20 protein-coding genes and 1 other annotated feature are annotated in these 22,790 nt (G+C 42.0%); all 20 genes read left to right on the forward strand.

From position 1 onward, the window contains the following. Window positions 1-104: 104 nt before the first annotated feature. The 20 genes from BW961_RS08275 to mreD all read left to right on the forward strand — a co-directional run bounded on the left by BW961_RS08275 (window position 105) and on the right by mreD (window position 22,730). Window positions 105-626 (forward strand): hypothetical protein, encoded by a 522-nt coding sequence (locus BW961_RS08275; protein WP_068583322.1) that lies wholly within the window; start codon window positions 105-107, stop codon window positions 624-626. A gap of 209 nt (window positions 627-835) precedes the next feature. Further along, window positions 836-2,224, forward strand: coding sequence for a glutamyl-tRNA reductase (hemA, locus tag BW961_RS08280; protein ID WP_068583325.1), 1,389 nt, complete (start codon window positions 836-838; stop codon window positions 2,222-2,224). 16 nt (window positions 2,225-2,240) lie between these two features. Further along, window positions 2,241-3,068, forward strand: a complete 828-nt coding sequence (gene ccsA, locus BW961_RS08285; protein ID WP_068583328.1) for a cytochrome c biogenesis protein CcsA — start codon at window positions 2,241-2,243, stop codon at window positions 3,066-3,068. Next, entirely contained in the window at window positions 3,065-3,724 is a 660-nt protein-coding gene (locus tag BW961_RS08290; protein ID WP_244555896.1) for a precorrin-2 dehydrogenase/sirohydrochlorin ferrochelatase family protein, read from the forward strand. The genes ccsA and BW961_RS08290 overlap by 4 nt, the downstream gene beginning before the upstream one ends. Before the next feature lie 3 nt (window positions 3,725-3,727). After that, window positions 3,728-4,684: a hydroxymethylbilane synthase gene (gene hemC / locus BW961_RS08295; RefSeq protein WP_068583330.1), complete on the forward strand. Its 957-nt coding sequence runs from the start codon at window positions 3,728-3,730 to the stop codon at window positions 4,682-4,684. Window positions 4,685-4,697: 13 nt separating this feature from the next. Next, window positions 4,698-6,230: a uroporphyrinogen-III C-methyltransferase gene (gene cobA / locus BW961_RS08300; protein ID WP_068583506.1), complete on the forward strand. Its 1,533-nt coding sequence runs from the start codon at window positions 4,698-4,700 to the stop codon at window positions 6,228-6,230. A gap of 419 nt (window positions 6,231-6,649) precedes the next feature. Next, a complete protein-coding gene (gene hemB / locus BW961_RS08305; protein ID WP_068583333.1) occupies window positions 6,650-7,651 on the forward strand; it encodes a porphobilinogen synthase in 1,002 nt (333 codons plus the stop codon). Window positions 7,652-7,678: 27 nt separating this feature from the next. After that, the gene (gene hemL / locus BW961_RS08310) at window positions 7,679-8,980 is read left to right on the forward strand and encodes a glutamate-1-semialdehyde 2,1-aminomutase (RefSeq protein ID WP_170878540.1); all 1,302 of its coding nucleotides are present in this window, start codon (window positions 7,679-7,681) and stop codon (window positions 8,978-8,980) included. Then, window positions 8,977-9,876 carry an RluA family pseudouridine synthase gene (locus BW961_RS08315; protein ID WP_068583336.1) on the forward strand — a complete coding sequence of 300 codons (900 nt, stop codon included), beginning with the start codon at window positions 8,977-8,979 and terminating at the stop codon, window positions 9,874-9,876. The genes hemL and BW961_RS08315 overlap by 4 nt, the downstream gene beginning before the upstream one ends. Window positions 9,877-10,004: 128 nt before the next feature. Continuing rightward, complete coding sequence (locus BW961_RS31120) at window positions 10,005-11,192, forward strand: LysM peptidoglycan-binding domain-containing protein (RefSeq protein WP_068583338.1); 1,188 nt, start codon at window positions 10,005-10,007, stop codon at window positions 11,190-11,192. A 120-nt stretch (window positions 11,193-11,312) separates the two neighbouring features. Further along, window positions 11,313-11,587, forward strand: a binding site (T-box leader). 59 nt (window positions 11,588-11,646) lie between these two features. Beyond that, window positions 11,647-14,313 (forward strand): valine--tRNA ligase, encoded by a 2,667-nt coding sequence (locus BW961_RS08325; protein ID WP_068583341.1) that lies wholly within the window; start codon window positions 11,647-11,649, stop codon window positions 14,311-14,313. A gap of 37 nt (window positions 14,314-14,350) precedes the next feature. Then, the gene (locus BW961_RS08330) at window positions 14,351-15,727 is read left to right on the forward strand and encodes a bifunctional folylpolyglutamate synthase/dihydrofolate synthase (protein WP_068583344.1); all 1,377 of its coding nucleotides are present in this window, start codon (window positions 14,351-14,353) and stop codon (window positions 15,725-15,727) included. 7 nt (window positions 15,728-15,734) lie between these two features. Next, entirely contained in the window at window positions 15,735-17,105 is a 1,371-nt protein-coding gene (murC, locus tag BW961_RS08335; RefSeq protein ID WP_068583347.1) for a UDP-N-acetylmuramate--L-alanine ligase, read from the forward strand. Window positions 17,106-17,285: 180 nt separating this feature from the next. Next, entirely contained in the window at window positions 17,286-18,488 is a 1,203-nt protein-coding gene (locus BW961_RS08340; RefSeq protein WP_068583350.1) for an SPOR domain-containing protein, read from the forward strand. Window positions 18,489-18,609: 121 nt separating this feature from the next. Next, window positions 18,610-18,852, forward strand: coding sequence for a DUF4321 domain-containing protein (locus tag BW961_RS08345; RefSeq protein ID WP_068583353.1), 243 nt, complete (start codon window positions 18,610-18,612; stop codon window positions 18,850-18,852). Window positions 18,853-18,875: 23 nt separating this feature from the next. After that, window positions 18,876-19,478, forward strand: coding sequence for a Maf family protein (locus BW961_RS08350; protein ID WP_068583356.1), 603 nt, complete (start codon window positions 18,876-18,878; stop codon window positions 19,476-19,478). A 9-nt stretch (window positions 19,479-19,487) separates the two neighbouring features. Then, window positions 19,488-20,210, forward strand: coding sequence for a RadC family protein (gene radC, locus BW961_RS08355; RefSeq protein ID WP_170878541.1), 723 nt, complete (start codon window positions 19,488-19,490; stop codon window positions 20,208-20,210). A gap of 38 nt (window positions 20,211-20,248) precedes the next feature. Next, on the forward strand, window positions 20,249-21,271 hold the full coding sequence (locus BW961_RS08360; protein WP_068583361.1) for a rod shape-determining protein: 1,023 nt from the start codon (window positions 20,249-20,251) through the stop codon (window positions 21,269-21,271). 53 nt (window positions 21,272-21,324) lie between these two features. Beyond that, window positions 21,325-22,200: a rod shape-determining protein MreC gene (gene mreC, locus BW961_RS08365; protein WP_068583365.1), complete on the forward strand. Its 876-nt coding sequence runs from the start codon at window positions 21,325-21,327 to the stop codon at window positions 22,198-22,200. Beyond that, window positions 22,200-22,730 (forward strand): rod shape-determining protein MreD, encoded by a 531-nt coding sequence (mreD, locus tag BW961_RS08370; RefSeq protein ID WP_068583368.1) that lies wholly within the window; start codon window positions 22,200-22,202, stop codon window positions 22,728-22,730. Before mreC ends, mreD begins: the two co-directional genes overlap by 1 nt. Window positions 22,731-22,790 lie beyond the last annotated feature (60 nt).

The raw sequence follows: 22,790 nt of genomic DNA on the forward strand, positions 1-22,790 counted from the left end.
TATAATTCTTATATACAATGACCATGGAGATTCCATGGTTATTTGTTTTTTTATACCCCCATAGACTGTTACATAGGTATTGATGAGACAAGGGGGCGTTCGGTTTGAAACGTAGAAAGAATAAGGATATCTTATTCCTTTGTGTGATATTGTTATTAGTTGGAAGTCTATTCTATCAAGGTTATCAAATGTTTAAGCCAAATGAGGAAAAAATAAATGCAAGTCAAATGCTTTTTGAGGTTGCTGATTTTCAAATGGAGATCTTGAATTCATCCTTGATGGAAGCTGTTCATATGAATGATACAGAACAGTTAGCTGGGCTTAAATTAGCCGCATATGCTGCTAACTTTGGTCATGAACGTATGGTTAAAGCATTTGGAAAAAATGAACTGAAAGCCTTGCCAGCCATAGGTGAATTGGTTAATATGATTACTAGTTGGCAGATTGGTGGAGAACGTCCGCTTACTCAGAAGGAACGCGATTATTTAGTGGAATTCAGTACTAAGTTTGCTGAGGTGCTGCCCATTTACAGCCTTCTTGTAAACAGTAGCAATCAGATTGTATCCACGAAATCTAATCAATTAAATCAGCTGGGGAAGCAATTAGACGAGCTTGTTGTGAAATAGTAAAGTGGGTTAAGCATGAGAAGTATAGATACAGAAGATACTACTAACAATACGTTATAAGAAATGGGTTCATAAACATGTCATAAAATCGACATGACGAGTTGAACAAGTGTGATATAATTAACATATTGATTTCAGAAAATAAATGATTGAATTTTCGATATAATATTCCAAAAATCTCATTTTAGCTGAGGCAGGTGACAAACGTAATGCACATCGTCGTTGTAGGATTAAATTATCGCACGGCGCCTGTGGAAGTGAGAGAGAAATTTACATTCGCAGATAAGGATTTACCAGAAGCCTTGCGACATCTGAAGCTAACTAAGAGTGTTTTAGAGGGCGTCATTGTGGCAACTTGCAATCGCACAGAAATTTATGTGGTCGTTGATCGCTTACACATGTGCGGCTACTTTATACGTAGTTTTATGGAGCAATGGTTCGGTATTTCACGTGAAGAATTTACAAGTCATCTCTATATATATGAAGATGAACAAGCGATTTCTCATTTGTTCCGGGTGACATGTAGTTTAGACTCAATGGTTCTTGGAGAAACACAAATATTAGGCCAAGTCCGGAGTGCTTTTTTACAGTCCCAAGAGAATAATGCTACAGGTGTTTGGTTCAATATGTTATTTAAACAAGCGGTTACCCTAGGTAAAAGAGTTCATTCAGAGACAACTATTGGAGAAAGCGCAGTATCCATAAGTTATGCTGCAGTAGAACTGGGCAAGCGGATTTTTGGTATGTTTACAGACAAGAAGGTGTTAATTCTCGGTGCTGGTAAAATGAGTGAATTAACAGTGAAGCACTTGTATGCCAATGGTGCTGATGAAGTGATTGTGGCAAACCGTACACTCTCAAGAGCAGAAGAATTAGCACTTAAATTTAACGGTACACCATGTACGCTTGAAACAGCTATCAACCGCTTAGATGAAGTGGATATCCTGATTAGCTCGACAGGTGCTAAAGAATACGTATTGACGTCTTCACAGGTGAAGGAAAGTATGAAGAATAGGCAGTCACGTCCACTTTTTATTATTGATATTGCTGTACCCAGGGACATAGATCCGGTCATTGGGGACCTTCATAATGTGTTTCTATACGATATTGATGATTTAGAAGGTATCGTGGAGAGTAATCTTGAAATGCGTCGTGGAGAAGCTGTTAAGATTGAAGTTATGATTAAGGAAGAGATTATCGCATTTAATCAGTGGTTAAAGACGTTAGGTGTTAGACCGGCCATACGTGCGCTGCAAGAAAAGTCTAATTCTATTCATGAAGATACGATGGAAAGCTTGTTTAATAAGCTCCCTGAACTGGACGATCATCAACGCAAGGTGATCCGTCGGTTAACGAAAAGTATTGTGAACCAAATGATGCATGATCCGATAAATAGAATTAAGGAAATGACAGGTGAGAAGCAAGGGAATGATGCATTGGATTTCTTTACGCAAATTTTTGCGTTAGAAGAGCAAGTGAATGAACAAGATAAAGATCAAGTGGTTGCTTCCAAAAAAACAGCTGTAACTGCATCAAGCAAATCTTCTGAGATCATGTCATCTCTCTCTAAGGCATCCTTGATGCCGGCCAGCCTATAAAGGCGGGTGAATGAATATGTCGTTAGTTAACACGATTTATGATACAGGCATTTATATTTATGCCCTGAGCCTTCTGTTTTTTTTCTCGGATTGCATTCGTCGCAATTCGAGTGCGAAGCGGATGGGCACAGGGCTTCTTATTATTGTATTAGCATTGCAGTTTACGGTATTAGGGATTCGTACATGGCAGGACCGCATCGTACCGTTTGTTACCCTGTATGACTTCTTATTTATGTTTGCTTTCATTCTTGTGTTGGCTTCGTTACTGATGAGCTTCTTTCAGAAATCAGAGATTACCATCCTATTATTTAGTGTGATAGGTTTCTGTGTTCTTGTGCTCAATCACCTGCGGTTGGACTTTAGCAATAATCCATTGAGTAATTGGCAAGGCGTGCACGGATTGTTAGTATTTCATATTATCCTCGCCAATTTGAGTGTTGTGTCATTTACAGTAGCTGCCGTATTTGCTGCGATGTACTTATTCCTTCATAAGAAGTTAAAAAACAAGAAATGGAATGACACGATGAGGCGGCTACCAAGCCTTGAAATGATGGATAAATGGTCCTATTATGGGATGTTGATAGGAACCCCACTTTTAAGCATGTCCTTAATTGTAGCTCTACTTTCCATTATTGCTGTTGGGAGATTCGAGTTGCTACTTGATTTTAAAGTAATAACAACTTTCATAGGACTAGGTATTTTTAGCTTTTATTTTGTTAAAAGAAGATCTAAACAAAATTCAGGTGTCATGATGTCTAAGTGGGCATTATTTGGATACGTATTTATTATCATTAATCTCTTGTTAAATTCATGGTCTAATTTTCATTGGTGGACGGGAGTGTGAGAAATGCTGTGGCGGGTTATATTCCGATATTTCTTGATTGTGAAGATCAACCCTGCCTTGTTATTGGTGGGGGAATGATTGCAGAAAGAAAGACCCAAGCACTCCTTGAAGCAAAAGCTACGGTAACTGTCATTAGTCCAGAACTTACAGAGGGTTTATTTAAGTTATATGAAACGAACCACATCGTGTGGGAACGAAGAGTATTTGCTGACGGAGATACGCATGGGTATTGGATCGTATACGCTACCACAGATCAAGAGATGGTGAATCGGCGAATAGCTGAGGAAGCTAAGATGCAGGGTATTCCCGTAAATGTAGCGAGTCATATAGAGGCTAGTACATTTTTGAATCCGGCGGTCTTGAGACGAGGACGGCTTACGATTGCTGTTTCTACTGAAGGTGCTGCACCTGTAGTAGCGACGAATATTTGTAAGCTTTTGAATGAGGAATATGGGGATGAATATGAGATTTATCTAGATTTTCTTCATCGGATGCGCTCAGAAATTAAGAAGAGTGTGAATTCACCGAAGCAACGCCATAAATTATTAAGAAAATTAACAGAATACCCGTTTCTTGAGGAGATCAGACAAGGCATTTTCAAGGAGTGGAATGAAACTCAAATACATCTATGGATTGTGAAGAATGAGGAGGATTAAGGAATGCGGACGATTGTAGTAGGTAGCAGACAAAGCGTACTAGCCTTAACACAAACAGGACAAGTCATTGATGCGTTACAGCATCTTAGTGATGAGCATGGGTTTGATTTTCAATTCGAAGTGAAAAAGATTGTTACGAAAGGCGATCGTATTCTGGATGTATCGCTTTCAAAAGTTGGCGGTAAAGGTTTATTTGTTAAGGAAATTGAACAGGCGATGCTAGATAAAGAAATCGACATGGCCGTACATAGCATGAAAGATATGCCCTCAGAGTTACCGGATGGCCTGATAAATGGCGCTGTCCCACTTCGTGTAGATTCACGTGATTGTCTCATCTCTATAGGAGGACTGAATTTAGATCAATTACCTCAAGGAGCTAAGGTAGGTACAAGTAGTTTACGACGTTCTAGTCAGCTCAAGGCATATCGTCCAGATTTACAATTAGAATTTATTCGAGGCAATATTGATTCTCGACTTCGGAAACTTGAGAACGGGGAATTCGACGCTATCCTCCTTGCTGCAGCTGGTCTATATCGTATGGGTTGGGAAGACCGTGTCACATCATATCTTTCCGTAGATGTATGCCTTCCGGCGGTAGGACAAGGTGCACTAGGCATTGAATGTCGTGAAGATGATACTGATCTGCGTAAACTTCTTTCACTTTATAATGATGAATCCACGATGCTTACGGTGGCGGCAGAACGGACGTTTCTGAGCGCACTGAATGGTGGATGCCAAGTTCCAATTGGTGCTCACGCAGTATGGGTAGATGATCCGTCCGATCATTCCCAAAAGGGTTCCAAAGTTATACAATTAACAGGTATGGTGGGTTCTCCTGATGGTGACATCATTTTAAAAGAGACTGTAACAGGAATACATCCCGAGAAGCTTGGACTTGAAGTTGCAGATCGATTAATTGCTCAAGGAGCAGAGAGTATATTGGCACAAGTTAGGGGATAACGAAATGTCTTTAGTGAATGGGAAAGTGTATCTGGTTGGTGCAGGACCGGGAGATGCTGGTCTGATTACAGTCAAAGGGTTGGAATGTATCAAGAAGGCAGATGTAGTTGTGTATGATCGGTTGGCAAATCCGAGGTTATTACAATCGATGAGACCTGGTGCGCAGAAGGTCTATGTCGGTAAACTTCCAGACCGTCATACGATGAAGCAAGAAGAGATTAATCAGTTGTTGGTCGATCTTGCTTTGGAGGGTAAAACGGTAACAAGGTTGAAGGGCGGGGACCCGACTGTTTTTGGACGTGTTGGTGAGGAAGCCGAGCTACTTAGAGAAAATGGAATACGATATGAGATCATTCCAGGTATAACTTCGGCGATAAGTGTGCCAGCATACGCTGGTATACCTGTGACTCATCGTGATATGGCCTCTTCATTCTCGATTATTACAGGGCATGAGAGCCCTGATAAGCTTGACCGAATGATTCAATGGGACAAGTTAGCGAATGCTACAGGAACACTCATCTTTTTGATGGGGGTTGCTAAGATCGGATATATTAGTCAGCAATTAATTACGAATGGGCGTCAAGCGAGTACCCCCGTTGCGCTTGTGCGATGGGGAACTCGTGCGGAGCAGGAGACATTAACTGGAACGCTTGCGGATATTGAAGACAAAGTAAAAGCAGCGAATTTCCAGGCGCCTGCCGTTATAGTCGTTGGTGACGTAGTATTGCAACGTGAAAAGTTAATGTGGGCTGAATACATGCCGCTCTTCGGTAAACGCATACTCGTGACCCGCGCACGTTCGCAGGCAAGCGAGCTAGCGAGTAGAATTGAAGAATTAGGTGGGGAATCCTATGAGTTCCCAGTCATTGAGATTGTGAAACCGTCAGATCCTATAGAAATATTAAATATAGAAAAGTCATTTTCTGAATTAGAGAGTTATGATTGGATTTTCTTTACGAGTGTGAATGGCGTGTCTTTTTTCTTTCAACATTTACAAGAGCAAGGGCTTGATATCCGTTCGTTACATCGCGCTAAAATTGTAGCTGTGGGCCCAGCAACGGCTGAGGCTTTAAAGTTGCGTTCAATCATGCCTGAACAACTTCCTGAGAGATTCCAAGCAGAAGGAATAGTAGAGATGTTGGGCACTCGATTGGAGGCAGGACAAAAGGTTCTGCTACCGCGAGGGGATAAGGGTAGAATGTGGCTTCCCGAGAAGCTTACGGAGATGGGGCTTGATGTAACAAATACCGTTACATACCACACCGTTATTACGGGTGAAGAAGATGATGAACTGTTAAGAATGTTTGATGAAAGTGGCATTCATGCTATTACGTTTACTAGTTCTTCAACGGTAACCAATTTTCTTACCATTATGAAACGTATGGGTATTCAAGACCCTATTAAACATTTGGAAGGTGTTGAAACCTTCTGTATTGGAGAAATTACAGCTAAGACCGCAATGGATGCAGGACTAACAGTAGGCCGAGTTGCGGAAGAAGCGACGATTGATAGTCTGGTGAATTCGTTGTGTGGTTGGAATGCGTGAGATAGGAATTAGGTTGAGCATAGCCAAGCGAAGGTGACGGAATTGCCTTGAAGAAGTGTTAACGTTCACTTACAAGCTTTTCATAGCGGTTTTTCTTGGGTCATTCTTTAGGGTAATTAAGAAGTGCATGCTCAAGTTGGATTATGTAGAAAGTAGCGAAGGTGACGGAATTGTACTGTAGAAGCGTAAGCGTTCGCCTTTGACCTCTGATTTCTACCGCTATAAGCGGTATCCAATCAAGAAATCTGAGGTCAACAGCGATCGTAAGAACAATCCGTTACCGTAGCGGTCAACTACACGAATGTTATTCTTGCCTAGTAATTGGCATTGAACCGAAATACTAATACATGCTTCCGAAGTATTTTTCTCGAAGTACCCCATGAAGCATATGCTTGAAAAATTTTAGGAGGTCAACAACTATGAGCTTTCCATTAGTACGGCATCGTCGTTTACGTCAATCTGTAGGTATTCGCAATATGGTGCGAGAGACGGTTTTAAATGTGCAGGACTTAGTACAACCTATATTTGTGACGCACGGAACAAATGTGAAGAATGAAATTTCATCCATGCCTGGCGTCTATCATTTCTCACTGGATACGTTGAAGAGTGAAGTGGATCACATAGCTTCTTTAGGGATTCCGGCAGTACTATTATTTGGTATTCCTGCAACAAAGGACAGTATTGGATCTTCTGGATTTGCAGACGATGGTATCGTACAAGAAGCGACGCGTCTGATCAAGAGTTGGTATCCAGAATTGTTAGTTATTGCGGATACCTGTTTATGTGAGTTCACGGATCATGGACATTGTGGGATGGTACATACGTTTGAACATGATGGTCATATTCATGGAGATGTGCTGAATGATGAGTCGCTTGTCCTTCTCGTTAAGACCGCAGTATCTCAAGCCAAAGCGGGGGCGGATATCATCGCACCTTCTAATATGATGGATGGATTCGTCCAAGCGATACGTGAAGGTTTGGACGAAGCGGGTTTCAAAAACATCCCAATCATGTCCTACGCTGTGAAGTACGCCTCTGCGTTCTATGGCCCATTCCGAGAAGCGGCTGATTCAGCTCCTCAGTTCGGAGATCGTAAAACATATCAAATGGACCCTGCGAATGCAAGAGAAGCGCTAAGAGAAGCTGAGTCTGACGTGCTTGAGGGTGCTGACATGCTGATGGTAAAGCCAGCACTAGCCTATTTAGATATTATCCGCATGATCAAGGATCAATTCGATCTTCCTTTGGTTGCATACAACGTTAGCGGTGAATATTCCATGGTGAAAGCTGCTGCACAACAAGGTTGGATTAATGAGAAAGCCATTGTACAGGAAATGCTGACAGGCATGAAACGTGCAGGCGCAGATATTATTATCACTTACTTTGCTAAAGATATGGCTGGTTGGTTAACTGAAAAATAGATTTCACTAATGATAGGAGTGGCGAGAATGAGCAATTTGTCCGGGAATCGTAAAGAAGAGGCTTCAAGGGCCGCCTTTGAAATAGCTAAGCAGTATATTCCAGGGGGAGTAAATAGCCCCGTACGTGCATTTAAAAGTGTAGGCTTAACGCCGGTTTATGTGGAGCGCGGAGAAGGTTCTCGCATTTATGATATCGATGGCAATAGCTTTCTTGATTACGTGTGCTCATGGGGACCTTTAATTATGGGCCATGCCCATCCAGAAGTGATCTCTGCCATTCGCGAAGTTGCCTTGAAAGGGACGAGCTTTGGTGCTCCAACGTTGATAGAGACAGAGATGGCGAAGACGGTGTGTGAGAGAGTTCCTTCGATCGATATCGTACGGATGGTTAATTCGGGTACAGAAGCTACGATGAGTGCGATTCGCCTTGCTCGTGGTGTGACAGGTAGAAGCAAAATTTTGAAATTTGAAGGTTCATATCACGGACACGCAGACAGTCTATTGATCAAAGCAGGTTCTGGTGTAGCTACATTGGGATTACCGGATAGTCCTGGTGTACCCGAGGGTGTTGCGTCAAACACGATCACGGTTCCTTATAATGATCTTGAATCTGCAAAAGTGGCATTCGAACATTTCGGTGAAGATCTCGCATGTGTCATTGTGGAGCCGATAGCAGGTAATATGGGTGTTGTACCCCCACTACCAGGATTTCTACAAGGATTACGCGATCTAACTACGAAATACGGTAGTTTACTTATATTTGATGAAGTTATGACTGGATTCCGAGTGGACCGGGAATGTGCCCAAGGATTATTTGGCATCATGCCAGATCTCACTTGTCTTGGAAAAGTCATTGGTGGAGGATTGCCGGTAGGTGCCTATGGTGGTAAACGTGAAATTATGGAGCAGATTTCTCCATCAGGACCGATCTACCAAGCAGGTACACTTAGTGGCAATCCATTGGCCATGGCAGCTGGCTATACAACACTGAAGTTACTCACACCTGAAGTGTACACACAACTAGAAGAACGTGCTGCTCGATTACAAGCAGGTTTTGAACGGAATGCTAAAGAACTTGGGGTTCCGGTTACAATCAATCGCGTAGGATCTATGGTATGTCCATTCTTTACGGATAAACCGGTAACCAACTTTGATACTGCGAAGAGTAGCAATATAGATATGTTCCGTCGTTATTTTGCAGCGATGCTTAACCATGGTGTGAGTGTAGCTCCATCACAGTTTGAGGGAATGTTCGTGTCTGCTGCACATAGTGTTGAAGATATTGAGTTAACGATAGAGGCGAATTATAACGCGCTTAAAGCTTTATGAGTAATCAAGTTAAATGGACGCGGCGTGGAGAATGGCTAGAACTTAGTCCGGGTAAAGCGATCCTAGGTGCAGAAGACCATGAAGCAGAAACAATCAAATGGTTGATCAACACCATGGGTATGCCCGAGAGGTTGTTGCAAAGACTTATCCATGAGAAGAAGATTAAATGGAATGGAGCTAAGCTATTGCTGGCTCTTTTTCCTTCTCGTCCCCTAGGAATTGATTCGATCTGGCAGGAGCTTGAAGTGCTCTTTGAGGATGATTTCTGTCTAGTCGTACACAAACCAGCAGGAATGACGATACATCCGGATGGGCGCAAGGGTGAGGTTACACTCGATCATATTGTAGCCGCCCACTATGAGGGAATGGGTGAAGAGGTAGCAGTCAGACATATCCATAGACTTGATCAGCATACATCTGGCCCCGTACTTTATGCGAAGAATGAATGGGCCCAACTGAAACTCGATGAAGACATGCGCTTGAAGAAAATAGAACGGAAGTATATCGCCTTTGTTGAGGGAAATGTCAGCTCCAGTTTATCGGAGATTGATCTTCCGATCGGTAAGGATCGGCACCATGCTCAGCGTCGGCGTGTTTCACCTACAGGGCAATCTGCCATTACTCGTGTACGTGTGGAAGAGAGATATACCGGTGCAAGTCTAGTTCATCTTGAATTGGATACAGGTCGTACGCATCAAATACGTGTTCATATGAATCATTTGGGCCATCCTTTGTTAGGTGATTTATTGTATGAAGGTAGTATTGGACTCATTGGAAGGCAAGCTCTTCACGGAGAACGATTATGTTTTACCCATCCATTTTCGGGGGAATACATAGAAATTGTTGATCCGTGGCCAACAGATCTTATTGAGTTACAGAATATTCTACGAACGTAATCCAAAGGATAATGGTAAAAGAGGCATGCTCTACCTTTTAAAGCATATAGATAAAATGAGTTAAGAAAAATGGGCTCATGCCGTGAGTGAACTCATGGTTATAATATGCCGAAAGGAGGACGTTACCTGTGTTTGACCAGTCCTACGGTTTGCGCTTTGATATTTATGAACGCATTCAACTGTCAGAAGAAGTGGCTGGAATTGCGGAGCTTGAAGAGATTGAGCTGTTACCGTACATCCAGGTGATTAGCCAGGAAGATCAAGCTGCACTCCGAGGTCATTTGATACTAACAGGTTTGTACAGGGGTGAAGGTGAGGAGAGCGCAACCCAGCGGCTAGAACATTATATTCCCGTTGAAATAACCGTTCCCCTTAACCGTGTAACTTCTTTGGATGAGATTGGTGTTGAAATTGAAAATTTCGACGTGGATTTATTGTCCGAGAGGAGTCTTAACATTACAGGTGTGCTATCCTTGCGTGGCATTGAATCTTTCGCAAATGATACGTCATCTTGGAATGCGGAAGATTTCACTGTAGTTCATTCACCAGATCAGCCGTTGGATTACAACGAGTCTTCTCGACCTTCCCTAGAAGATCTAGCTTATGCGAATGTGGAGTCGTCAGATGAGCACACGTTTGGAATAAGTGAATCTGTTGGTTTTGGTGCTCAAGATGATTATGGTACTACTGATGGTATTCATACACCGGTGCTACATACGGAAGATGAACTTGCCCGTCAGAAAGACCACTCTAATGTGTGGAATATTGGACTGAAAGATGACAAGGAACATTTTACGGTGAACGAAATCGTTGTAGAACCTATCTTGCACGATGAGAATGAACATTCCACATTACATTCGTTAGACAATGGTTTGTTAGAGGGGGATGTAACTCCAGTTGTTGCAGTTCCTGAATTCGTGCAGGAAGAAGAGAAGGCAGAGCTTAGAATCGGTTTAGGTAGTAAAAAAGAAGTGCCAGCTACTGTGCAAGATAACGTGGGCTTATCTTCCATACTGACATCTAGTCGATTACGAACGTTAAGAGATCAGGAGCAGCAAGCGCAAGAGGAACAGCTCATTGCGCAAGAAATAAATCATGATCATTCGATTAATGAAGATGTTCAGTGGAAGAGCCTGTTCCTGGGTGGTACATCTGAGAAGACACCATTTAGTAAAGTTCGTCTCTGTATTGTACAAAGAGAAGAGACGATTGATCTTATTGCAGATCGTTACCAAATGAGTCCAAGAGAACTACTGCTGCATAATCGATTGTCAGAGCAGACGATCGAAGAAGGACAAATTCTTTACATTCCATAACATGTATTATTAGTTCTAATTAGGATCACCCCGTACATTTCCTCGTGTACGGGGTTTTAAACATGGATAGGAAGTTGACTACAAGCCATATGAACGTTATTATAACAATAGAATATTTAACAATAAACTGTGAACGGGAAGAGTAGTTGGTGTGCCCTTCAGAGAGCGGAATTGTAAGCTGGAAGATTCCGCAGGATGCAGCCAAGCGAAAGTCACCCTGGAGTTGCCTTTTTGAATGCTTGAGGTTAACCTCATGAGTAGAATATGGCCGGTAGCAGCCGTTATCTGTATGAGTGTCGTGATTGGTATAGTGATAAGCCTTGAATATAGTGGCTTATTATTCAGCATACACGAAACAAAGGTGGTACCGCGAAAGTTAACCTTTCGTCCTTTGAGGGCGATAGGTTTTTTGTGTTTTTAGATATTCTGAAGATGTAATGGAGGGTAACTTATTATGACTGACAATGAGAAGAAAACAACGATTGAAATGCCAACTACGTATGACCCGAAATCTGCTGAACAGAAATGGTATAAATATTGGATGGATGGCGAGTTTTTCAAAGCAGGTCAAAGACCAGAAGCAGAGCCTTATACGATTGTAATTCCGCCACCTAACGTGACAGGAATGCTTCATATAGGTCATGCTCTGGATTTCACGTTGCAGGATATTCTGATTCGTACGAAAAGGATGCAGGGTTATGATGCTTTATGGCTTCCAGGTACGGACCATGCAGGTATCGCTACACAGACGAAGGTGGAACAGAAGCTTCGTGCGCAGGGCGTATCTCGTTATGATTTAGGAAGAGAGAAATTTCTGGATCAAGTATGGGAGTGGAAGGATCAGTATGCGAATACAATCCATGAGCAGTGGGCTAAGATGGGCTTATCTCTTGATTACTCTAAGGAACGTTTCACATTAGATGAGGGTCTTTCTAAAGCAGTTCGTGAAGTCTTTGTAAAACTGTATAATAAAGGTCTTATCTACCGTGGTAAATATATTATTAACTGGGATCCAGTTGCACGTACGGCGCTTTCTGATATTGAAGTAGAGCATAAAGAGGTACAGGGACATCTCTATCACCTGAAGTATCCTCTAAAAGACGGTAGTGGTCACATTACTGTTGCGACTACACGTCCAGAGACAATGTTAGGTGATACGGCTATTGCTGTTCATCCTAAGGACGAGCGATATAAAGATATGATTGGTAAAATGGTTCTTCTTCCTATCATTGGTCGTGAAATTCCGATTATTGCTGATGATTATGTGGAGCAAGAATTCGGAAGTGGTGCAGTGAAGATTACGCCTGCTCATGATCCTAATGACTTTGAAGTTGGTCAGCGTCATCAACTGGAGCAGATCAGTGTCATGGACGATACGGGTACAATGAATGACTTAGCAGGCCCATATGAAGGTATGGATCGCAGTGTCTGCCGTAAGCAGATTGTTAAGGATTTGCAAGAACAAGGTGTCCTCATTAATATCGAGGATCATGTTCATCAAGTTGGACACAGTGAACGTACAGGGGCTGTCGTTGAACCTTACCTATCTACACAATGGTTCGTTAAGATGAAGCCACTGGCAGAAAAGGCGATTGAAGTACAGAAGTCAGGCAATGGAGTTAATTTCGTACCGGATCGATTCGAGAAGGTTTATTTAAACTGGATTGAAAACGTTCGCGATTGGTGTATATCAAGACAACTTTGGTGGGGCCATCGCATCCCGGCTTGGTTCTGTGATTCTTGTGGCGAACTTCATGTAGCCCATGAGGCTGTGACGGTATGTTCCAAGTGTGGAAGCACCGAACTAAGACAAGATGAAGATGTATTGGATACGTGGTTCAGCTCAGCGCTATGGCCGTTCTCAACGCTTGGATGGCCTGATGATACGGAAGATTTGAAACGTTATTATTCCACGAACGTGCTCGTTACTGGATATGACATCATTTACTTCTGGGTAGCGCGAATGATCTTCACTGCGCTTGAATTCACGGATGAGATTCCATTCAAAGATGTATTGATGCATGGTCTCGTTAGAGATTCGGATGGACTGAAAATGTCTAAGTCTCTTGGTAACGGAGTAGATCCATTAGAAGTTATCGAGAAATATGGCGCGGATGCGATGCGTTATATGATTTCTACTGGTAGTACACCGGGTCAAGATCTTCGTTTCCGCTGGGAACGTGTTGAACAATCTCGTAATTTTGCCAATAAAATATGGAATGCTTCTCGATTTGCTCTTATGAATCTAGAAGGATTCAAATTCGAAGATATCGATATCAGTGGAGACTTACAAACGTCTGATCGTTGGATACTTCATCGATTAAACGAAACTTCACGTGATATCACGCGTCTAATAGATGCTTACGACTTTGGTGAGACAGGACGCCTGTTGTACAACTTTATATGGGATGACCTTTGCGATTGGTATATTGAGATTGCCAAACTGTCCTTATACGGTGAAGATGAAGTTGCTAAGAAGAATACGAAGTCGGTTCTTGCGTATGTACTTGATCGTACGTTACGTTTGATCCATCCATTCATGCCATTCATCTCCGAAGAAATATGGCAGCACCTACCACATGAAGGAGATACGATTACACTGGCTGCATGGCCGGAGTATAACGCTGCCTTTGAGAATATTGATGCGGTTAACGAAATGAATATGTTGATGGATATCATCCGCACGGTGCGTAATATCCGCGCTGAAGTTAATGTACCGATGAGCAAGAAGGTGGAATTGATCGTTAAAGCAGGAAATGCTGACGTGTACGGCATCGTGAGTCGTAATGAGAATTACGTGAAACGTTTCTGTAATACATCTAGCTTCGAAGTAGGTGTAGATATTCCAGCTCCAGAGAAATCCATGATAGCTGTTGTGAGTGGTGCTGAATTGTACTTACCATTGGCTGGATTAATTGATATCACACAAGAAATTGCTCGTCTAGAAAAAGAAGTTCAAACGTTAAATGATGAAGTAGATCGGGTTGAGAAGAAACTTAGCAATCAAGGGTTTGTTGCTAAGGCTCCTGCTAAAGTTATTGACGAGGAACGTGCCAAACAAGCGGATTATTCGGATAAGCGTAGTAAAGTGTTGGCTAGAATTGAAGAACTCAAAGGATAACTTAACAACCAATTCATAGACCTGAAGGTGAGAGAGTATGGGGGATCATATAGGAGCCGAACATCAGTCTCCTCTTGCAACTTATAAAGAAGCAGTCAATTGGATTAATGGTTTGATCCCTTTTGGGATCAGACCAGGTTTATCTCGAATGGATATGATGATGGAACAACTGGGGCAACCCCATCGTCGTCTCAAATTTATTCATGTAGCGGGGACGAATGGTAAGGGCTCTACTTGTGCCTTCTTGACTAAAGTTCTGTTAGCAACTGGGTATTCTGTGGGAACGTTCACATCACCGTATATTACCAAGTTCACTAATCGCTTTCAGTATAATGGTGATGATATTCCCGAAGAGACGTTACTTGATCTCACGAATCGTTTGCGTCCTGTGGTTGATGCGATAGCACTAACTGAGCTTGGTTCACCGACGATGTTTGAGGTATCGACGGCCCTTGCTATTCTATATTATGCAGAGGTTTGCGTACCTGATGTCGTGGTATGGGAGACGGGTCTTGGGGGTAGACTGGATGTAACAAATATTGTAAATCCGGTTGTGTCGGTTATTACGAATGTAGGCCTAGACCATACGGATATTCTAGGAGATACTCTATCAGAAATCGCTTCGGAAAAAGCAGGGATTATTAAACCTGGTGTTCCCGTTGTTAGTTGTGCGAATCAGCCTGAAGTTGTTGAGGTATTGAGAGCAACAGCCGAAAGAAACCATTCAACGTTATATCTAGCGGGAGAGCAATTCACGTATGAACGTCTAGACTATGAGTCTAGTATGCAATCTTTTCATTATGCTGGACCTTTCCGTTCGATGGATATCGAGATTGGAATGAAAGGTGAACATCAGATTGCGAATGCTTCAGCTGCTATGATGGTACTTGAGGTTCTTCGTCAGTACATGGCATTCGTCATGGATGATGAAGAGCTCCTTCAAGGATTCCGAAATACAGTATGGGCAGGTCGACTAGAGGAAATAGGGACTTCTCCAAGGATTATATTAGATGGAGCGCATAATCCAGAGGGTGCAGAGACGCTTGTGAAGAGCTTACCTCAGTACTATAAATATCAATCATTAAATTTGATGATGGGGATGTTGTCAAATAAGCATCATGAATCCTACTTGAAGCATATACTTCCTATAGTGGATACACTTATTCTGACTGAACCCGATTTTCGTAAGAAAATGGACGTGAATAAGCTGTTGGAGATTGTGGAACAGCTGAAGCCTATATACGGCAAACCAAATTTGCAAATTATAGTAGAACCTGATTGGCGAATAGCGTTAGATAAATTAAAGTTACGGACGGAAGAGGCGGATCTTGGAGTGGTATCCGGTACATTATATTTAATTGCCGACGTGCGAGGGTCTCTCTTAAATCTATCCGATTCTGAAAAAGGTTGGTGAATAACTGTTGAATACAGAACATGTGCATTTTATCGGTATTGGTGGCTACGGAATGAGTGCCATTGCAAGAGTCATGTTAGAAATGGGTCATACAGTTACGGGTTCTGATGTAGTAGCTCAGGAATTGACGGAAAAGTTGGCAGCTAAAGGAGCCAAAATCTATATTGGTCATACCGCAGAACAAGTACATGGTGCTGACTTGGTCGTATATTCTACGGCATTATCCAAAGACAATGTAGAACGAGTAGAAGCGGAACAGTTAAATATTCCGACGTTACATCGTTCGCAAATGTTGGCTAGACTGCTTAACGAACGCAAAGGCGTAGCTGTTGCAGGTGCGCATGGTAAGACGACTACATCATCGATGATTGCACTAGTTATGGAGAAATGCGGTGTGGACCCTACATATATTATTGGTGGGGAAATCATGAATGTAGGAACGAATGCTAAAGCGGGTCAAGGGGAGCATGTGGTTGCTGAAGCGGACGAAAGTGATGGTTCGTTCCTTCAATATCATCCATGGCTTGGCGTCGTAACGAATATTGAAGCGGATCACCTGGAGAATTATAACAGTGATTTCGAAGAGTTAAAAGGAGCATATGTCCAATTTCTGAATCAGATTCGTAAAGATGGGACTGCTGTAGTCTGTGGCGATGATCATAACGTTCAGTCAATCTTGCCTCAGCTAGATTGTTCAATTGTTACTTATGGTATTAAATCAGAGGCGGATTATATGGCGAGTGAGATTGTTCTTGGAGATCGCCAAGTTTCATTCATGTTGAGTCATCATGGCGAGAAGCTCGGGACTGTAGAATTGTCCGTTCCAGGTCTTCATAATGTATATAATGCCATGGCAACCATCATTGTCTGTCTAACATCGGGTATTTCTTTTGATGCGATTGTACAAGGGATATCGGAATTTAATGGAGCGAAACGACGGTTTCAGGTACTAGGTGAAGAGGATGGTATTCTCATCATTGATGATTATGCACACCATCCAACAGAGATTGAAGCTACGATTAGTGCAGCTAAGGCAACAGGTAAACGAATTATTGCAGTATTTCAACCGCAGCGATATTCGCGGACATTCTTTTTACTCGATGCTTTCAGCCGAGCTTTCAGTGAAGCGGATGAGGTTATTATTACAGATATCTATTCACCTGCGGGTGAGAAGCAAATCGAAGGCGTACATTCATCCAAATTAGTGGAGCTTATTGTTCAGAACAGCAATGCTGGGGCAAGATATCTTCCGACGAAAGAAGATGTCCTGCTAGATTTGAAGACAAGATTGGCATCTGGAGACGTAGTGTTAACTATGGGTGCAGGTGATATCTGGAAAGTCGGAGCTGAATTAGCTAAAGACTTGAATAAGAAATAAGAGTTAAATGACTATAGATTTCTAAAATGGCGGTAGCGCAAGGAGTTCATCCTTGTGCTGCCGTTTTGCTATGTAGTAGATTTTAATGATATATATTAGACGATTTCATCTTTTTTCATATTTACACAGTCTTACTGAACATATCTTTCTTAAATCTATCATATATTTGGATAATAGAAGATGAGACAAGGTGAGGTGTTAACCGTGAATAAAGGAAGAATGACATTTCGATTTGACGTAGGTGAACGGCACTTGGAGCAAAGTGAAGATCCAATCGTTGTACAGAAATCTATGGAAAGTAACGTTGAGAGTGAGTCATCAGATGAATCAAGAAATATAAACTATCCTAGGTTAGCGGTTGTACCAGAGCCATTAGCCGGATGGGGAGATCCATTTAGTAAGAACGAGGCTTGGGAAGAGTTGATGGCAAACCGTTATCAAAGAGTGGATCCAATAGAAGATGTATTTGATGATTTTAGTGACAAAGAGCTTCCGAACGAAAGAATCATAGGACCGGAAGTTGAAGTTGATCATGATTATGCAGAGTATCGTCCTCGTCGACCTGCCTCAATGTGGAAGATATTTGGTACAGTAACGGCAGCAGTAGTGACAGGCGCATTGTTCGGGTTCGTGGTTCTTTCCTTTTTTGATGTAGGAAATATATTTTCTGAAGATTCACAAAAAAGTACAGCGATAGAAAGTATCCCGGTAAATAGTAATATACCAGTCGAGACGGAAGGTCAGATTCCAGCAGTTGCAGTTACGTTAGAACCACAGACGTATTATATGCTACAGTATGGTGTGTTCAGTAATGCAGAGCGTGTGGAGATTGCCAAAGAGGAGCTTCAGAAGATTGGTCTCGCAGCAGGAGATGACCCAGATCTGGGATTCCGGGTATATGCGGGGATATCTACAGATCGTGAACAAGCGAAGTTGCTTAGTAATCAGTTGAAGACACAAGGCGTTGAGCTCTACGTAAGAGAGATAACGCTTCCGTCAGCCAGTGAGCTTGCCTTCTCGGGAGATGCTGAGAATCTGAATCGTTACTTTGACGTCAGTGCGGATCTAATCTCATCTTTAAGTACACATTCGGCATCGTTACTTGGAATGGAAACCCCGATCCCCTTAAGTAACAGCGAAATGGTCGTACTCACAGAACTGCACAGAGTGTGGACCGAGTCGATAAAAACCTTACAAGCGGGTCTAAGTCCTGAAGCAGTTGTGGTAGGAAAGAAGATGGAACAAACAATGAATAGTGCTCTATCATCCGTGACCGAATACAATAGAAATACTTCTAAAGGTCATTTATGGGAAATACAGTCTTATATGATGGAATATATGATGGGGCAAAAAGAAATTATTAATATGATGAAAAAGAACTAAATAGATTATGTATCCGGTAGAGGAAATTGGAAATACTTCCCCTATCGGATTTTTGTTTGTATTGAACTAGAAATAACCGTATAATAATGTGAGTGTCAAAAAATGGCGAGGGAAGATACGAATGAAGAGAAACGTAGGAATGCTTATATTGTTTCTGCTACTTGGGTGGCTGGTGGGAGCATGGATTGCCACGGCTCTTGAGCCTGTTCAAAGTCTATCTTTTCTTACCGCATCAAAGGTGATCAAATGGTCACCACAAGCTGACTTGAATATTATTAGTTATGATTTTACCATTCAAATGAAACTGTGTTTACTAAGCTTGCTGAGTATGATTATCTCCGTGTGGCTGTACCGTAAGCTATAATCGAAGATAAAGGAGAACTCTACTTGAATTCACAACACTCACATCGAATTATTCTGGCATCGACATCCCCGCGTCGACAGGAGTTAATCTCCTCTCTACGTATTCCATACGAAATTAAACCCAGTCATGCAGATGAAGATACTCCTGAGGACTGGACCCCTCGTGAAATCGTAGAGGGATTGGCTCTTCGCAAAGCGGAAGCCGTGCATCGGACTTGCTTGACGGAGACAGAACCTTCTATCATTGTAGGTAGTGATACGATTGTGTTCCTAGACAATCAGGTGCTTGGTAAACCTAAGGATGACCAAGATGCGTATGATATGCTATCTTCACTCCAAGGTAAGACCCACGAGGTTTATACAGGCGTTGCTTGTATTGATGTAGTGACAGGAAGAACATTGATCCGTCATAAGGTGACAGCAGTTACCATGAAATCTTTGTCTCATCGGAAGATTCAAGCATACGTAAATAGTGGCGAACCCTTTGACAAAGCAGGTTCTTATGCGATACAAGGACTCGGAGCAACGCTAATTGACAGTATACAGGGATGTTATTTCAATGTCGTGGGATTGCCGCTTTCTCTCCTTACGGATATGTTGTCGGAATTAGGGGTAGATGTCTTGTAGTCTGTTTGAATGTTTGAATTGAGCAGAAAAGAGGGGAAAAGAGTGGAGTCGCAATCCTTATTATTGCGCGACCTCCCCCATGAAGAACGACCAAGAGAACGCATGATGCATTATGGGGCTGAGGCTTTAAGCCATGCTGAATTGCTGGCAATACTGCTACGAACAGGATCTCGTCAAGAATCGGCCATTCATTTGGCAGAGCGGATTATGAATAAAGCAGGCAGTATTCGCAATCTAGTTGACCTCAGCATAGATGAACTCACACAAATTAAAGGTATTGGAAATGCAAAGGCAGTTCAGCTTAAAGCTGGAATTGAACTAGGACAACGTTTGGCCAGAGCTCGCATGAGCGATACGGTGACCATCCGTAGCCCACGTGATGCATTCGATGTCCTAAGTAAACAATTGAGATATTTACAAAAAGAACATTTCGTTTGTCTATTTCTAAATACAAAAAATCACATTATAGCCCAAGAAACACTTTCTATGGGTAGTTTGAACGCTTCTATAGTTCATCCAAGAGAAGTATTTCGAGCGGCAATTAAATGTAGCAGCGCATCGATTGTATGTGCACATAACCACCCAAGTGGTGATCCAACGCCAAGTCCCGAAGATATAGCGCTGACTTCTCGTTTAGTAGAAGCGGGGCAAATTATTGGAATTGATGTTTTAGATCATATCATTATTGGGGATGGAGAATTTGTAAGTTTGAAGGAACAAGGCATCATATGATATATTGCTTAGATTGACACAGAAAGGGAGTTTACAGCATGTTTGGTGGTTTTACGAAAGATTTAGGGATTGATTTGGGGACAGCAAATACACTTGTCTATGTCCGAGGTAAGGGCATTGTTGTTAGAGAACCTTCAGTAGTAGCGATTAGATTAGATACGAAAAGCATTGAGGCTGTTGGGGAATCTGCTAAAAAGATGATTGGACGTACACCTGGTAATATTCAAGCGATACGCCCTATGAAAGACGGAGTTATTGCAGATTTTGATATCACAGCAACGATGATTAAATATTTCATTAAGCAAGCTCAGAAGCAACGTTCTATGTTTCAACGTCATCCCAATGTGATGGTTTGTGTACCTTCAGGAATTACAGCTGTGGAACAACGTGCTGTTGAAGATGCGACGAAGCAAGCGGGTGCACGTGAAGCTTATATCATTGAAGAACCTTTTGCAGCGGCTATAGGTGCAGATCTTCCGGTCTGGGAACCAACGGGTAGTATGGTAGTTGACATCGGTGGAGGTACGACGGAAGTTGCAGTGATCTCTCTTGGAGGAATTGTAACAAGTCGTTCTGTTCGTGTCGCTGGAGACGAAATGGATGAGTCCATTATTCAGTACATCAAACGTCAATATAACTTGATGATTGGTGAACGTACATCCGAACAGTTGAAGATGGAAGTGGGTTCTGCTTTACCCCTAGATCAAGTGGAAACGATGGAAATTCGTGGTCGTGACTTGGTGACAGGATTACCGAAGACCATCACCATTACTTCAGATGAAATTAGTGAAGCGTTAGGCGATACGGTGAATGCTATTATTGAAGCAGTGAAGGTAACACTTGAGAAATGTCCACCTGAGCTTGCAGCAGATATTATGGATCGTGGTATCGTATTGACTGGTGGAGGCGCGCTATTGCGTAACTTGGACAAGTTGCTTGCACAAGAGACAGGAATGCCGGTTATTGTGGCAGAGAACCCATTGGATTGTGTAGCTATTGGTACAGGTAAAGCATTAGAGAACATTCATTTATTTAAAAGTTCTGCTAGATCAAGACGTTAATTTAAGATATGAAAGTACCCTTGATATGGGATAGAAATAAGCAATGTTAGAGGGTGTTGAAACTGTTTAAATTGCTTGGCAACAAACGATTGTTTGTTATATTAATTGGCCTTGTTATGTTTGTAGCTCTAATGGGATTCACACTTGGGCCTAGGACGAACTTGTCCTGGCCTGAGAAATTCCTGAGAGATACGGTCGGTTTTGTGCAAAACATCTTTTATAAGCCCGCTGGCTATGTAGCGGGCTTGTTTGAAGATATTGGTAACATGAATGATATTCATAAAGAGAATGAACAACTTAAAATTGCGCTGGCACAGTATACTCGCGAGAAGGCACAATTTAACTTTATGGAAGCTGAGAATAAGACGCTCCAAGAAGCTCTTCATTTTACGGAGACACAACTTGAAAAGTACAATTATGAATTCCATATTGCACAAGTCGTAAGTGTGAATACGGATCCGAATAATCGTTCACTCGTTATAGATATTGGTGGACGTGATGGCGTAAAAGTAGATATGTCTGTCACCTCAGTAGATGGCCTTGTTGGTGTCGTAAGTAAAGTTAGTAACTTTACTTCAACGGTAAAGTTGATTACTACGATGGATGTAAAGGATCCTAATACAAATGCTATTGCTGCAACAGCACTAAACAGTCAGGATAAAACATTTGGTATCATTGAGAGTTATGACGAGAAGACCGGTAAACTTCTTATGACAGGAATCAAACAGGAAGACCCACTGAAAAAAGGAGACACGATTGTTTCTTCCGGAAGTGGGGGATTGTATCCTCGAGGAATGATTATCGGAACTGTGGATAGCGTTCAAGTCGGAGAAATGGGATTGTTGAGAACAGCGATAATTTCACCTTCTGCAAGTTTTGTGGATTGGAAACAACTATTTGTCGTGTTTACACCGGAGGTTCCTGAATAGTGATGATGCGTAGACCTGTTCTTATCCTGTTGTTATTCATACTCTTCATATTAGAAGGTACTGTTGTACCATGGCTTATTCCTGATGCATGGCAGACTAGAATTGTTCCGAATTTGGTGTACATAGTGATTCTGTTCGTATCGATCTACAACCATCGGCATACGGCATTAGTCCTTGGGATCGTGTTTGGCTTACTGCATGACGTTGTTTTTTATGGACAGATTATGGGGACCTACTCCTTTGCGATGGGGTTATCAGCCTATCTGATGGGGTTCATATTTCAAACTCCAAGGGCACCAATGCCTATCATGATGACCGTCATTATTCTGGGAAGTCTGCTATTAGATAGTACCTTGTACGGAATATATACGTTATTTCAAATGGGTCATACGTCTTATGATTGGGCTTTAGTGCATCATATCCTTCCTGATGTGTTCGTTCACTTTGTTTTTGGATTAATAATCTATGTTCCTCTAAGATCTCAACTAGAGAAAATTAGTAAACTTAACCAAAAAGAGAAGGCAGCTTAGGCTAAATTCTATTATATTAGAGATCAAAGCAGGAACTTGGGACTCTGGGAACGAAATGAA

The organism is Paenibacillus macquariensis (genome assembly GCF_900156375.1).
Lineage (GTDB): Bacteria > Bacillota > Bacilli > Paenibacillales > Paenibacillaceae > Paenibacillus_AQ > Paenibacillus_AQ macquariensis.

Coding starts and splice junctions, on each gene's coding strand:
- hemA (WP_068583325.1), top strand. CDS start 836: ATGCACATCGTCGTTGTAGGATTAAATTATCGCACGGCGCCTGTGGAA.
- ccsA (WP_068583328.1), top strand. CDS start 2,241: ATGTCGTTAGTTAACACGATTTATGATACAGGCATTTATATTTATGCC.
- hemC (WP_068583330.1), top strand. CDS start 3,728: ATGCGGACGATTGTAGTAGGTAGCAGACAAAGCGTACTAGCCTTAACA.
- hemB (WP_068583333.1), top strand. CDS start 6,650: ATGAGCTTTCCATTAGTACGGCATCGTCGTTTACGTCAATCTGTAGGT.
- hemL (WP_170878540.1), top strand. CDS start 7,679: ATGAGCAATTTGTCCGGGAATCGTAAAGAAGAGGCTTCAAGGGCCGCC.
- BW961_RS08315 (WP_068583336.1), top strand. CDS start 8,977: ATGAGTAATCAAGTTAAATGGACGCGGCGTGGAGAATGGCTAGAACTT.
- BW961_RS08325 (WP_068583341.1), top strand. CDS start 11,647: ATGACTGACAATGAGAAGAAAACAACGATTGAAATGCCAACTACGTAT.
- BW961_RS08330 (WP_068583344.1), top strand. CDS start 14,351: ATGGGGGATCATATAGGAGCCGAACATCAGTCTCCTCTTGCAACTTAT.
- BW961_RS08340 (WP_068583350.1), top strand. CDS start 17,286: ATGAGACAAGGTGAGGTGTTAACCGTGAATAAAGGAAGAATGACATTT.
- BW961_RS08345 (WP_068583353.1), top strand. CDS start 18,610: ATGAAGAGAAACGTAGGAATGCTTATATTGTTTCTGCTACTTGGGTGG.
- radC (WP_170878541.1), top strand. CDS start 19,488: ATGTTTGAATTGAGCAGAAAAGAGGGGAAAAGAGTGGAGTCGCAATCC.
- BW961_RS08360 (WP_068583361.1), top strand. CDS start 20,249: ATGTTTGGTGGTTTTACGAAAGATTTAGGGATTGATTTGGGGACAGCA.